General features: G+C 47.9%; 10 protein-coding genes. 5 read left to right on the top strand and 5 right to left on the bottom strand.

The window, feature by feature from the left end; genetic code table 11:
- Nucleotides 1-1470, bottom strand: a complete 1470-nt coding sequence (locus GV64_RS16815; protein WP_020583771.1) for a NarK family nitrate/nitrite MFS transporter — start codon at nt 1468-1470, stop codon at nt 1-3.
- A 712-nt stretch (nt 1471-2182) separates the two neighbouring features.
- On the opposite strand from GV64_RS16815, the gene nirB reads away from it, so the two are divergent.
- From nirB to GV64_RS16790, 5 genes are all read left to right on the top strand, one after another.
- The gene (nirB, locus tag GV64_RS16810; protein WP_020583773.1) at nt 2183-4720 is read left to right on the top strand and encodes a nitrite reductase large subunit NirB; all 2538 of its coding nucleotides are present in this window, start codon (nt 2183-2185) and stop codon (nt 4718-4720) included.
- Nucleotides 4720-5076 (top strand): nitrite reductase small subunit NirD, encoded by a 357-nt coding sequence (gene nirD, locus GV64_RS16805; RefSeq protein WP_020583774.1) that lies wholly within the window; start codon nt 4720-4722, stop codon nt 5074-5076. The genes nirB and nirD overlap by 1 nt, the downstream gene beginning before the upstream one ends.
- Nucleotides 5076-6359 (top strand): NAD(P)/FAD-dependent oxidoreductase, encoded by a 1284-nt coding sequence (locus GV64_RS16800; protein WP_020583775.1) that lies wholly within the window; start codon nt 5076-5078, stop codon nt 6357-6359. Before nirD ends, GV64_RS16800 begins: the two co-directional genes overlap by 1 nt.
- Nucleotides 6360-6388: 29 nt before the next feature.
- The gene (locus GV64_RS16795; RefSeq protein ID WP_020583776.1) at nt 6389-9103 is read left to right on the top strand and encodes a nitrate reductase; all 2715 of its coding nucleotides are present in this window, start codon (nt 6389-6391) and stop codon (nt 9101-9103) included.
- Between the two features lie 366 nt (nt 9104-9469).
- Nucleotides 9470-10192: a hypothetical protein gene (locus tag GV64_RS16790; RefSeq protein ID WP_020583777.1), complete on the top strand. Its 723-nt coding sequence runs from the start codon at nt 9470-9472 to the stop codon at nt 10190-10192.
- Between the two features lie 84 nt (nt 10193-10276).
- On the opposite strand, the gene speE is transcribed toward GV64_RS16790, so the two are convergent.
- The 4 genes from speE to GV64_RS16770 form a co-directional block, all read right to left on the bottom strand.
- Nucleotides 10277-11125 carry a polyamine aminopropyltransferase gene (speE, locus tag GV64_RS16785; protein WP_026258432.1) on the bottom strand — a complete coding sequence of 283 codons (849 nt, stop codon included), beginning with the start codon at nt 11123-11125 and terminating at the stop codon, nt 10277-10279.
- The gene (gene speD, locus GV64_RS16780) at nt 11112-11609 is read right to left on the bottom strand and encodes an adenosylmethionine decarboxylase (protein ID WP_020583779.1); all 498 of its coding nucleotides are present in this window, start codon (nt 11607-11609) and stop codon (nt 11112-11114) included. Before speD ends, speE begins: the two co-directional genes overlap by 14 nt.
- Nucleotides 11610-11690: 81 nt before the next feature.
- The gene (locus GV64_RS16775; RefSeq protein WP_236633004.1) at nt 11691-12593 is read right to left on the bottom strand and encodes a cation transporter; all 903 of its coding nucleotides are present in this window, start codon (nt 12591-12593) and stop codon (nt 11691-11693) included.
- A gap of 584 nt (nt 12594-13177) precedes the next feature.
- A complete protein-coding gene (locus GV64_RS16770; protein ID WP_152554100.1) occupies nt 13178-13645 on the bottom strand; it encodes a hypothetical protein in 468 nt (155 codons plus the stop codon).
- Nucleotides 13646-13961: the final 316 nt, after the last annotated feature.

Raw genomic sequence — 13961 nt, 5'->3', positions numbered from 1 at the left:
TTATGCCACATCAATCATGGTCACGCTGCCATCCGGCATGACTTCGGCCATTTGACCTTTTGGCTCATCCATAAACAGCAGCACCAGAAACCCGAGTCCTGCGGTAGCGGCAATGACGAGGAAAAACGTCTGGTAGCTGACCAGAGAGAGTACCGTCAGGTAGAAAACCGCACCCACATTTCCGTAAGCGCCCGTCATACCGGCAATCTGTCCAGTCAGACGACGCTTGATTAATGGTACCACGGCGAATACTGCACCTTCACCTGCCTGAACGAAGAAGGAGCAGGTCATAGCCGCAACCACAGCCAGTGCCAGAGGCCAGCTGGAGTCGATGATGCTCATCATCAGATAACCTGCAGCCAGGCCAGCGGTCATGATCAGCAGTGTGATTTTGCGACCGAAGCGATCACTGATCAGACCTCCGCCAGGGCGGGACATCAGGTTCATAAAGGCGTAGGCGGAGGCAACCAGACCGGCCAGTACCGGATCAAGTGCAAAGGTGTCGGCAAAGAACAGGGGAAGCATGGAGACTACGGCCAGCTCTGAACCGAACGTCGCAAAGTACAGCACGTTGAGCACCGCTACCTGTTTGAACTGATACTGGTGAATGGTCGGAACCGGTGTCGTAAAGAGGTCTTTGTTGATCTGCCAGGCTTTCCAGGCGTCTAACAGGTAAAGGGCAAACAGGGCCACATAAATGGCAAGCGCAACATCGGCGGTCAACATGCTGACTCCATTAGGCGACAGTTTCCAGTTCAGCAGAGCCAGTGCCGCATACATGGGGACTTTCATCAGCAGCAACAGGAAAAAGTCGCCTTTGGACGTAACTTCCATACCGCCAATATTTTTAGGACGGAAGTAGGTCGAGCCTTTTGGCGTATCGGTCACGTTCAGGTAGTAAATAACACTGAAGCCGAGAGAGAGAACACCGGTAAGGCCAACCGCATAACGCCAGCCATCGTCACCGCCGAAGAATAGCGCCAGGCCAGGAAGGCTCATGGCTGCAGCTGCAGAACCGAAGTTACCCCAGCCTCCGTAAATCCCTTCTGCCGTTCCCAGCTGTCGGGCTGGAAACCACTCGGAAACCATGCGGATTCCGATGACAAAGCCAGCACCGATGGTACCCAGCAGGAAACGGGCAATGGCCGCCTGGGTGAAGCTATCAGCCAGTGCGTACATAAAGCAGGGGATACTGCAGACGGCCAGCAGCGCTGAATACGTTTTGCGCGGGCCAAATCGATCGGTCAGCATGCCAATCAATACTCTCGCAGGAATGGTCAGGGCCACATTAAGAATCAGCATGGTTTTTAATTGTTCACGGGTTAAATCCAGTGATTCTGCAATCATTAATGCAAGTGGTGCATGGTTAAACCACACGACAAAGGTAATAAAGAAGGCCATCCATGAAAGGTGCAGAATTTTTGTTTTGCCTTCAAAAGAAAACAGATTAAAACGATCCGGGTTGTTCATAACGGTTTATTGTCCAACTTATGGGATTTTTCTGTGGTCAAGCAATGTTCAGGCCAGATGGGCTATTCCCATTCATGGTGCTTTTTCATTGCTTTAAATAGTTGGCTTTCTCGTTCCCATGCTCTGCGTGGGAATGCATATGGAGCTAGCCACATGCGGGAAACCTTAACAACCCTGAACCTGTATGAGTTACAAACGAGGTATTCGTTTGTGGCGAGCACGGTATGCATTCCCACGGAGAACCATGGGAACGAGTTCGGAGAGTTTTACGACAACCTCAGGACTGTGGGAACCCGATTCGTTTTGATATCACTGTGCTGTTAAACAATGATTATTCGTTTGAATAAGCGCACCAAAACATGACAGCTGTGTTTTTGCTGTGTGTTGTTATGGTGCAGGAACGAAATGGGGATTCACTTTTTTCTTTTATTTGAATTGTCTGGTGCTGGGAGGCTGTCCGAGAATAGCGCCCGTAGCGAGGATGGCAGAAAATTGATGATAAAAAATCCTTTTTGTGAGGTGAATAGTGGTTCTATTTGCCGAGAAAAAAGGATTTTTTAGACCAATTTGCTGTCACCACAGTAGGGCAGTCTATTCTCGGACAGCCTCCTGAAAGAGAGGGAAGAACTGAATTGGCATAACAAGTGCTTAACAAGGGCTGATGATTGGAACATGCGAATTGAATATCTACAGTAATTAAGGATGAGCCGAAATGAGCGGGAAACAAACCCTGGTAGTCGTCGGTAATGGCATGGTCGGTCACAGCTTTATGGAAAAGCTGGTGGCTGCTGGTGGATTAGAGCAATACCAGGTGGTTGTTTTTGGTGAAGAGTCCCGCCCTGCATACGATCGTGTTCACCTTTCCGAATTTTTCAGTGGTCGAAGTGCCGAAGACCTGTCCATGGTGCCGGAAGGTTTCTATCAGGAGAACGGCATTGATCTGATTCTTGATGAAGCGGTTGTTGCCATTGACCGAGATGCCCGGGAATTAACCACCAATAAAGAGAGAAGTATTCATTACGACAAGCTGGTTCTGGCCACCGGCTCCTATCCTTTTGTGCCACCAGTACCCGGTCATGAGCGGGACAACTGTTTTGTGTACCGTACCATTGAAGACCTGGAAGCCATTGCCAAAGCGGCTGGCAGCAGCAGGGTTGGCGCCGTTGTCGGTGGCGGGCTGTTGGGGCTGGAAGCCGCCAAAGCGTTAAAAGATCTTGGCCTTGAAACCCATGTGGTTGAATTTGCACCCCGTTTGATGGCTGTTCAGGTGGATGATGGCGGTGGTGCCATGCTTCGACAGAAGATTGAAGCGCTTGGCGTGCAAATCCATACCGGCAAGAATACCCAGCTGATCACTGATGGTGAGGGCGCAGTCCATCAAATGCAGTTCGCTGATGGTGAGGTGCTGAATACCGATATTGTGCTGTTCTCTGCGGGTATTCGTCCACGGGATGAACTGGCAAAACAGGCAGATCTGGCCATGGGGGAGCGAGGTGGCATTGTTATCAATAATGACTGTCTGACCTCTGATGAATCTATATATGCCATTGGGGAGTGTGCGCTGTGGGAAAACCGGATTTTTGGACTGGTGGCTCCCGGTTATCAAATGGCCCAGGTAGCGGTTGATCATTTAACCGGTAATGGTAATAGCCAGTTTACCGGCGCAGATATGAGTACCAAGCTAAAACTGATGGGCGTTGATGTGGCCAGTATTGGTGATGCTCATGGCAATACAAAAGGCTCACTGAGTTACCAGTTCATTGACCAGGAAAAACAGGTTTATAAAAAGCTGGTCGTATCCAAAACCAAAAAGAGAGTTCTGGGTGCCGTTCTGGTCGGGGATGCAGACGACTATGGAACGTTACTGCAAATGATGTTGAATGGCATTGTGCCTCCGGCTAATCCTGCTGAGTTGATTTTGCCTCAGAGTGATGGCTCTGCCAGTACTGGAATGGGGGTGGCTGCACTGCCGGAAACGGCCCAGATCTGTTCCTGCTTCAATGTGAGTAAGGGGGATCTGGTCGGTGCGGTGGCTGGTGGTTGCCAGGATATTGCGGCTCTCAAAGCAGAAACCAATGCCGGAACCGGCTGCGGTGGTTGTGCCCAGCTGGTAAAGCAGGTGCTTGACCACGAGCTGACTCAACTGGGCGTTGAAGTCAAAAAAGATATCTGTGAACACTTTCCGCATTCAAGGCAGGAGCTGTATCACCTGGTCAGGGTCGGCGAGCTGAACACGTTCTCCCAGGTGATCGAAAAGCATGGTCGCGGCATGGGCTGCGATATCTGTAAGCCTACCATTGGCTCCATACTGGCTTCCTGCTGGAACGACTACATTCTGAAGAATGATCATGCTCCACTTCAGGATACCAATGATTACTTCCTGGGGAATATGCAGAAGGACGGTACTTACTCGATTGTGCCGCGGGTTCCCGGTGGTGAAATTACCCCGGAGAAGTTGATTGTCATTGGCGAGGTGGCTAAAGACTTTAATCTCTACACCAAAATCACCGGCGGCCAGCGTATCGATCTGTTTGGTGCCCAGGTCAATGAGTTGCCCGCCATCTGGAAACGGTTGGTGGATGCTGGGTTTGAAACCGGGCATGCCTATGGAAAGTCCCTGAGAACGGTTAAATCCTGTGTGGGCAGCACCTGGTGTCGCTATGGTGTTCTGGACAGTACCAGCATGGCCATTGCCATTGAGCACCGTTATCGGGGAGTGCGCTCACCCCACAAAATCAAGATGGCCGTTTCGGGGTGTACCCGGGAGTGCGCCGAAGCCCAGAGTAAGGATGTTGGCGTAATTGCTACTGAGAAGGGTTGGAACCTCTATGTGGGTGGTAATGGGGGGATGAAACCTCGGCATGCGGACCTGTTTGCCACCGAGCTTGATGATGAAACGCTGGTGAAATACGTCGATCGTTTCCTGATGTTTTATATTCGAACCGCTGACCGTCTCCAGAGGACTTCGGTCTGGCTGGATAACCTTGAAGGTGGCCTGGATTATCTCAAGTCCGTCATCATGGACGACAGTCTTGGCATTAATCAGGAGCTGGAAGATGAAATGACCCATCTGGTCGGAACATATCAGTGTGAATGGAAAACGACGCTGGAGAACCCTGAGAAACTCAAGCGTTTCAGCCACTTTATCAACAGCAACCAGCTGGACAGCAATGTTGTCTTTGTGGATGAACGGGACCAGATACGGCCCGCAACGGAACAGGAAAAGATTCAGCTGAAGGAGGTGATGTAATGAGCCAGTGGACGACGATCTGTCAGGATGAACAGCTTTCTTCAAACCTTGGCATCTGCGCCCTGGTGGACGGCCATCAGGTGGCGGTATTCCGGGTGAAGGATCAGGTGTTTGCCCTGGAAAATTTTGACCCATTCAGTAATGCCAATGTGATGTCCCGGGGACTTGTGGGTGACCTTAAGGGCCGCCTGGTCGTGGCATCGCCCATCTATAAACAGCACTTTGATTTAGCCAGTGGACAGTGCCTTGAAGATGATGCGGCCAGCTTGAAGGTGTTCCCGGTTCGTTTATATGAGGGTGTCGTACAGGTGATGCCCACCCCGCTGGTCGGACACGTTGCTGAACAGGTTGCCTGATGAGCCATTATCAAAAGCCGGATGGCCGGCAACAACTGGTGGTCATTGGCAATGGCATGGGCTCGGTCCGGTTTCTTGAACAGCTGTTTGCCAGTGGTCAGTGTCCTTTTCAAGTGACCGTGCTCTCTGAAGAAGATTGTCCGGGTTATAACCGGATTCAGCTGTCCAAGCTGCTGGCAGGCAGTGTCGATCTGGAAGGGATTCATCTGAAAAGGGCCGACTGGTATCAGCAGCAGGGTATAAAACTGCTGATGGGAGAGGACTACCGGGCTATTCAGATTGATCGCTCATTAAAGCGGGTGGTCACTCAAGGTGGTGAGACATTCGACTATGACCGTCTTGTTCTTGCCACCGGGTCACTGCCCAATCAGATACCTGTGCCGGGTGCTGACCTTCAGGGGATTCTCGCGTTTCGCAGTCTTGCCGATGTCGACTTGATGCTTGAAGCGGGTCAGGGGCAGGCTGTGGTGATAGGCGGCGGTTTGCTGGGGCTGGAGTGTGGCAGTGGTCTGGCAAAGCGGGGCATGTCGGTGACCATCGTGGATAACATGCCCATTCCCATGGCTCGTCAGCTGGACCAACATGCCGGGCATTTATTGCGCAAGGAGCTCGAACGAAGAGGCATCGCCTTTCGCAGCAGTGCAACACTGAAATCCTACGAGGGCGTTGATGGTCGGGTTTGTGGTGTACAGATTGACGGTGAATATCTACCTGCCTCTCTGGTGGTGGTGACTGCTGGTGTCAGGCCGAACATTCAGCTGATGCAGGAAGCTGGCTTGAAATGCGACCGTGGGGTGTTGGTCAATGACCGGCTGCAGACCTCTGACCCGGATATTTTTACCGTGGGTGAATGTGCGCAGATGCAGCTGACTTCAGAGAAGGAAAGGCAGTCATTGCTGTTTGGTCTGGTCGCTCCGGTTTATCGTCATGCTGAAATCGTTGCAGCGTCCCTGCTGGGTGATCAGAGCCAGACGTTTACCCCAGTCCCCATACCGACCAATTTAAAAGTGGATGGCATCAACCTGTTTTCCAGTGGTGAATTCAACCCTTCCAGCTCTGATGAAAAGAGTGACGAAATAAGCAGGGACGAAGTGATTACGCTTGATGCTTCAGATGCAGGCATCTATCGCAAGCTGGTGCTTCAGAATAATCGGATCAAAGGTGTACTCCTGTACGGCGATGTATCCGATGGCTTGTGGTACCAGGAGTTGATGGAGTCGGGCACTGACATTTCAGCCATCCGGCAACAACTTATTTTCGGGCAGCGTTTTCTGGCTGTATGACGGTTCTGTAAAAGGTTCAGGGAAGTATCATGGCAGTAAATCAACTGACAAAGGACATCAATACGACATGTGCCTACTGTGGGGTGGGTTGCGGTATTTCCGCAAAGGTCGTTGATCCTGAGTTGCACCTGGTTGAGATCAAGGGCCGGGAAGACCATCCTGCCAATTATGGTCGCCTCTGTTCCAAAGGAAGCGCCCTGGGAGAAACGGTATCACTGGATGGGCGTCTTCTGTATCCAAAGGTTCATGGTCGTCAGGTCGTCTGGTCTGAAGCGCTGGATGAACTGGTCTCTCGGCTGCAGGAAACCATAGAGCACTATGGGCCAGACTCTGTGGCTGTTTATGGGTCAGGTCAGCTGCTGACCGAAGACTACTATGTGGCCAATAAACTGATGAAAGGGTTTATTGGCAGTGCCAATATGGATACCAACTCGCGGCTTTGCATGGCTTCCACTGTGGCAGGCCAGAAACGTGCGTTCGGCTCCGATACCGTACCGAATACGTATCAGGATCTGGAGCTGGCTAACCTGCTGGTGCTGGTGGGTTCCAATACCGCCTGGTGCCACCCGGTGTTGTTCCAGCGTATCCGGGCGATGAAAGAGCAGCGGCCGGACATGAAAGTGGTGGTGGTTGATCCAAGACGCACGGAAACCTGTGATATTGCTGATCTGCATCTGGCCATAAAGCCGGGCTCTGATGTGCTGCTGTTTAATGGTCTGCTTTCGTGGCTTACTGATCAGGATGCTCTGGATCAGACCTATATAGATAAATACTGCCAGGGCTTTGATCAGGCACTGGAGGCTGCCAGAACCAGCTTTAGCGATATGCAACAACTGGCGGATGTCTGTGGTGTAGAGGAACAAGCACTTGTCCAGTTTTATCACTGGTTTTGTAAGACAGAAAAAACTGTCACGGCCTGGTCGCAGGGAGTAAACCAGTCAGCGGCCGGCACTGATAAAGTGAATGCCATGATCAACTGCCATCTGGCGACCGGCCGTATTGGAACGCCCGGCAGTGGTCCGTTGTCACTGACCGGGCAGCCCAATGCCATGGGTGGCAGGGAAGTGGGTGGGCTGGCAAATCAGCTGGCTGCGCATATGGAGTTTACGCCTGAAGATGTCGCCAGAGTTGGGCGCTTCTGGCAGGCACCGAATATGGCAAAGTTTTCCGGAAAGACGGCGGTTGATCTGTTCAAGTCGATTGACCGGGGAGAGGTGCGTTTTGTCTGGATTATGGGGACAAACCCGGTTGTCAGTCTGCCTGACAGTAACCGAGTTATAAAGGCGCTGAAAAAGTGTCAGACAGTGGTCGTGTCGGACTGCATTGAACACACCGATACCGCTGAATTTGCCGATATTTTATTGCCTGCTGCCCCCTGGAGTGAAAAGGATGGCACGGTCACCAACTCTGAACGCCGAATCTCCAGGCAGCGGGCACTGTTTCCCCTGGCAGGAGAAGCCAGACCGGATTGGTGGATTATCAGTGAAGTGGCAGGTCGGCTGGGGTTTGCTGAGGCATTTAACTACTCTGGCAGTGCCGATATTTTCCGTGAGCATGCGGCGCTTTCCGGTTATGAAAATAACCCTAAGGGAAAAATTCGAGATTTCAATATAGCCCCTCTGGCCCGAGCCACTGATTCGGAATATGACGCTTTGGAACCGTTTCAATGGCCATTATCAGAGGATGCGGTTGAAGGTGATATTGATGGTTCCAGATCGCTCTCCGTCACGAAACCGGTCATGTCAAACACGGAAAGCAAGGCCCGTTTTTTTAAGAAGGGTGGCTTCTTCACCCAGAATGGTCGAGCGAACTTTATCGCCACTCCTGTTCAAAGCCCTTTAAACAAGCCCGGTAAGTCTTATCCATTACTGTTGAATACCGGCCGTGTGCGTGATCACTGGCATACGATGACGCGAACCGGGTTTTCAGCCCGTTTGAATCAACATACCGATGAGCCGTTTCTGGCCATGCACCCAGACGATGCAGAACGTTACCGGCTGAGTGATCAGGCGCTGTGTCAGATTTCATCAGAGTTCGGCAAGGCGGTGGTGCGGGTTCAGGTTTCTGATGCCCAACGCAGTGGTGAAGTGTTTATGCCCATGCACTGGACACGTCAGCACAGTGAGTCGGGTTTTTCCGGGGTACTGGTGAATCCGGTGCTTGATCCTGTGTCCAAACAACCGGATTTGAAGTTTACACCGGTGGCTGTTGAGCCTTATCAGACTGAGCAGTATGGCGTCCTGTTAACCAGGGAGAGACTGGCTATTGGGGACATTGGTTATATGACCGAGGTACGTATTGAAAATGGCTTTCGCTATGAAATGGCCGGTAGAAACCTGGATCAGCTGTCACTGTTTTCACGTTTCAAACCATATCAGAAGGTGGAATATACGGACAATGCAGCGGGTGAACGGCGTGTGGCCTGGTTCAGCGATGCAGAGCTTCAGGTGCTTTGGATAACAGGTCAGACGGTGCCTGCCTGCGACCGGCAGTGGCTACAGTCCTGGTTTTGTCAGAGTGCTTCCATTGAGGAGGCCTGGTGGGTTCTCGCTGGCAATCCTCCCCAGGGTGAAGATGCTGGCAGGCAGGTGTGTGCGTGCTTTGGGGTTGGAGAGAAGACGATCTGCCGGGCCATTGCTGAGTATGGGTTTACCGATCCTGTTCAGGTAGGCAGCCATTTGAAGGCTGGAACAAACTGTGGTTCCTGTATTCCTGAAATCAGAGGGTTAATCAAGCGGGGCTGACAAAAGCCTTTCATAGATGTTAGAGTGTTACCCGAATCAGGCATTAGTGATTTGTTGATAACGATAAAATGCCTGATAGTTTATCTATGAATACCAAGTTTGAAATTATCTGATCAGTGGTCGTTAATTGTATTTATTAAATAGAAACAATTAATTATGGTCATTTTGATTAGAGACTTTTGGTGGGTATTTGAGAAAATTGATCTAGCACGTAATAACCATTAAATGCACACTTTTCAATCTGGTTGATAAAGCCTTTTTTATTTATTGTAAAAGAAAAGGCTAGGCTCATTATTGAGCAAAATATAAAAACAGATTAAAAAACGGACATTCCTACGCCTGAATGGGCATGGGGATACTACTAAAATGAATATTTACTTGGAAACAATTCAGGAAATAAAAGAGCTTGTCGAACAGAATGAAATCAAAGACAAGCAGGATATCGAGCAATATCTAGACCGCTGTTCAGGGCTTGATCCTGTTGCAGAGGGGGTTTATGCCACGGTTTATAACCTTCCCGATGAACCGGATAAGGTGGTTAAGGTGTGCCCTGACAAGAAAGATGGCTATTACATTTTTGCCAGATGGTGCATGACACCGGAAAACCAGAGCAATCCGCACCTGCCCATTATTCATCGTGAAGATGTCATTACATTACCCTGCGGCATGGTGGTTCGAGTTTACGTGGTTGAACGCCTTTCAGACTTTACGGATGATGGATCCCGGGCAACACAGCCCCAGCATTTTCATGACTATGACTTTGGCCTTTTATGGGGTTCTTTCAAGGCGGTTATGCAGTCTTTTGGTATGGATAACAGCGAGTTTCCTGAAGAAGTCAAAACACTGGAAGTGTTTGTTGAGAAGATAAAAGTATCAAGTTCTCATCTGGTGAAAAGAACGGACAACGATATCTTAGATGTCGTTGATGACAATATCATTGAATCCCATGAAGAGTTTCTGGAAACACTCTTTGATGTATTAACTCAGCTATCAACATTGGGCTCAATGGATCTTCACGGCGGAAACTTTATGCTTCGTGGTGATACGGTGGTGATTACTGACCCAATTGCTCACAAATACGTCGCTTAACAGGCTGTTTGGAATGTTTGGAAAGTAGGGTCCGTTCAGATAACCCCGTAGTGAGGATCGTAGCAGGACAGACCACTTTTCAACTCAGTATTCGATGAGGTTGTTAATATAACCCGGGAGGCTAAATGCTGAGCGATGTGCTTCGGGTGAATAGTAGTGGGTCTCGATAGCGGAGGACTGATACCTTTTTGTCAGTTCTTCCATGGGAACTTTCCTGAGTGCAGGGTTTTCAGTGGCCCAGGCGAGAGTCATCAAACCTCCGACATAGGTCGGCACTGCTACGCCATAAAAGGAGCTGTCGGTATAGAGTGCTCGTAATTTTCTGGAGGATGTGACCAGCTCTTCTGGCTGGAAAAAGGGGACACCATTTTGTGCGACAAATACGCCACTTGCCTCAAGGCGTTCTTTACAGGCCTGATAAAAGGCTGTGCTGAATAACACTTTCCCTGGGCCCGTTGGGTCTGTGCAATCAGAAATGATAAGATCGAAGTTCTGCCCAGTGTTACGGATAAAATTCATACCATCGTCAATCACCAGTTTAAGCCGGTGATCATCAAATGCGCCATCACTGTGCTTTGGCAGGAGTTTTCGACAGGTCTCTATGACCGACCGGTCTATTTCTACCAGGGTTATTCTCTCAATGGATTGATGTTTGGTCAGCTCCCTGAGCGTTCCACCGTCTCCTCCCCCAATAATCAATACGTTTTTAACGTTACCATGAGCTAAAACTGGTACGTGGGTCAGCATCTCATGGTATATAAATTCATCTTTTTCCGTGGTCTGGATAATGCCGTCCAGTGCCATGACTCTACCAAACCATTTATTTTCAAATATCACAAGATGCTGATGGGACGTTTTATGCTCGAATAAAATATTATCGATTGAAAAGGTCTGCCCATATCCCTCAACCAGGCTTTCGCTATACATGTTCATATGACAAACCATGCTCCTGAAGGGGGGATATCGATTGTTCTATCACGCCACGCAGTTCCTGACGTATATCTACATTCTGTGGGGCAAAGGTGCGTTGCAAAATGGCAATGGCATTCTGTGGAGTCGCTTTTCCACACATAAAAATATCAAATGCGGCAAATGAGCGTTCAGGCCATGTATGAACACTGATATGAGACTCTGCCAGAACGGCTACTCCGGAGATGCCTCCATTGGGCTCAAAATGATGGAGATGGATATGCAGCAGTGTGGCATTACAGATTTCAACACACTCTTTCAGAGTTGATCTCATCAATGCCAGATTATTCAGTGAGTGAGCCTGCCATAGATCAACTAGCAGGTGATAACCAGCAAAGATTTTACCATCTCTTTGAATAAAGTGATCATCAGTTGTTTGAGCTGGTTGAGTCTCCTGCAAAAAGCAGTGCTCGTCTGTATGCTTCAATGGGAGTCGCTGCGAAGACATTATTGCTATCGGACTTCTGTTTCTTGAGGGTCTATATAAAGTAGACCCTTTACAGAGTGATGACGTTTTTTGTCGATATTTTCATTTTTCGGGAAAATTGAAGCTCAGCTTTAGACGGTAAAATTTGCATACTGAGCTAACGATGCTTTCTGTGATGTTACTGATGGACTTTAACTCTTCCCTGTCAAGATGGGTATTATTGTATACCTCTATGTCGATATTGACCCATAACCACCTGCCTAGCCATATCATACTTATATGAATATTTTGTCTGGGAATTATTCCATTCTGTTTTGATATAGCATCTATTACTTTTTCAATAAGCTTGGGTGAAGCAGAGTCTTGTAAAAGTAATTGTTTGATGTTTTTGAGTACTGTTTTCAGAGGAAGAAGGGTTAAAATCAGGACAAGTGATAATGTCAGGGAGGAGTCAATGTAAGGGGTTACAGGATGATCACTCCCTAGTAGATACGCAATTGAAAATGCAGCTGCAGCTGCAGCGCTGACAGCAGTATCTACCAGCCATTCCTGAAACTCGAAGTATATTAATGGCGATGGTCTTGAGCGATTAAGCAGAAAAAAAGCAGTAGCTGCTGCTCCACCGATGATGGTTGAAAAAATCTCGTAACCCAGGGCAAGGTCAAATTCAGGGGTGTATCCCCCCGTAAAGAGTTTGTAGGTTGAAGCGGCCATTAATGTAATGCAAAGTCCCAGTAAGATGAGTCCTTCGAGAATCAGCATCATTGGCTCAAGAGTGGGATGACCATAAGGATTTTCAATAGACGGTGGTTGTTTGACCAGCTGGGATACCCGTACATTTGCCATCATGGTGAGTGTGCAGATTAGAGAATAACTGCCGTCAAGAAGAACAGCCTGAGATCCACTGTATAAGGCCACCAACACACCTGTGATACCAAAAAATAGTTCAAGTAGAACAGAAAAACGCAGTATGTTTAGCTCAGTAAGTAGTTGCCGTTGATGCATATTTTGACTCATCAGGGATTATTCTTTCAGAAGCATGGAAGTCCACCCGTTAGAGAATCAAATATTGATGCTGTTTAAGTTTATGAGTCATTTATCGCTCTCTTCAGGAATGTTGTAACAAGCTCGTGGCTGTTAAAAAACAAGTTTTGGTGGGTAATATGCGTGAATAAAACCTGTAAAAAAAGTAGACAGGATTTATAGCAAATTATCGCTCAGCCTGCTTTTTTACAAAACGTAGACAAGTCATCTTGAGAACTAAATTCACCAGGGTGTAGACTGTCTTGAATAGCAAATCTACTCTTTTATATAGTAAGATTAGAGAAGCTTCAGAATTTCTGACTTCAAGTTTAACTCGCTAAACAGTGTTTGGATCGACTGTTTTATTTTTTGAAAATAAAATTGTTATAGTTCGCATTGTTTTATTTTTAATAAACTAATGGGGTTTTACGTTTTGATGCTAAAAATGTGATGTATTTTAATTGGACTCACGATTAAATAGATAGAAAGGCGAGCGCTGGAATACTCGCCCGAAGAAATGGTGTAATAATTAAATTGGCTTATTTTCTATTTTAAAAGATATCTATTTACTGAAAAGGATTAAAGTAAATGGTTTGATGCAGTGTTGGATCCTCATAACTTCTTGCATCAAGAGCCGCATCTTCACAATTATCGGATTCACTGCTGTCTTCCTTTCGCAGACAAACCTTATTCAAACTATATTGGAATCCAGTGCTGGTATCCGCCCCTGATCTTACGAGATAATATTCATCTTTTTGTTGGTCATATACAAATGGAGCAACATCCATTCTATCGCTAGTGGAGTATGCACTAATTAACTGGTAGTGATATACACCGTGTTTTGGGCTGCCTAGAGCTTCGTAGGATAGAGAACTCATATGCATGCTGATTTGCGGGCAACGGTTTTCCAGTATGATACCACAACGGTTCATCCTCCAAGTCACCTCTACTGGCTGAGATTCTGCACTATAGGCAGGATTAAAGTTTACCAATGATAGGAACGAGCCTAAGCATGCATAGACTATAGCTTTCATTTTTTAATCTACCTCGAATGTTGAAGGAGGTTATTCGGAAAAGGATAAACAAAAATCTTTGTTGTCTGATACGGAAAAATAGTAATAAACGTCCAATTAATAATAATTGGATAAATACAGTTTGATAGAATCAAACTGTATGTAGGAACACTAGAACAAATAATGGTGGTGTCAATTTTTCTTAAGTAAACTGTATTTTTTTTGTAAGTTTTGGGCGGTTATTTGTTGTCCCGAAGAGTGTTGAAGTGATTTATCACCTCTTTAGGTGTTTTGCTGGGCCTGGAGGTATGGATTTCACAGGGGGTACACTTTAAGG

Source organism: Endozoicomonas elysicola, assembly GCF_000710775.1.
GTDB classification, from domain to species: domain Bacteria; phylum Pseudomonadota; class Gammaproteobacteria; order Pseudomonadales; family Endozoicomonadaceae; genus Endozoicomonas; species Endozoicomonas elysicola.
The sequence above is the reverse complement of the archived record's forward strand: the minus strand, read 5'-3'. Positions and strand labels throughout refer to the sequence as shown.

Bases quoted from the DNA above. Each gene is read 5' to 3' on its own strand.
- GV64_RS16790 (WP_020583777.1), top strand. From the start codon at position 9,470: ATGAATATTTACTTGGAAACAATTCAGGAAATAAAAGAGCTTGTCGAA.
- GV64_RS16775 (WP_236633004.1), bottom strand. From the start codon at position 12,593: ATGCATCAACGGCAACTACTTACTGAGCTAAACATACTGCGTTTTTCT.
- speE (WP_026258432.1), bottom strand. From the start codon at position 11,125: ATGAACATGTATAGCGAAAGCCTGGTTGAGGGATATGGGCAGACCTTT.
- nirD (WP_020583774.1), top strand. From the start codon at position 4,720: ATGAGCCAGTGGACGACGATCTGTCAGGATGAACAGCTTTCTTCAAAC.
- GV64_RS16795 (WP_020583776.1), top strand. From the start codon at position 6,389: ATGGCAGTAAATCAACTGACAAAGGACATCAATACGACATGTGCCTAC.
- GV64_RS16815 (WP_020583771.1), bottom strand. From the start codon at position 1,470: ATGAACAACCCGGATCGTTTTAATCTGTTTTCTTTTGAAGGCAAAACA.
- GV64_RS16800 (WP_020583775.1), top strand. From the start codon at position 5,076: ATGAGCCATTATCAAAAGCCGGATGGCCGGCAACAACTGGTGGTCATT.
- nirB (WP_020583773.1), top strand. From the start codon at position 2,183: ATGAGCGGGAAACAAACCCTGGTAGTCGTCGGTAATGGCATGGTCGGT.
- GV64_RS16770 (WP_152554100.1), bottom strand. From the start codon at position 13,645: ATGAAAGCTATAGTCTATGCATGCTTAGGCTCGTTCCTATCATTGGTA.
- speD (WP_020583779.1), bottom strand. From the start codon at position 11,609: ATGTCTTCGCAGCGACTCCCATTGAAGCATACAGACGAGCACTGCTTT.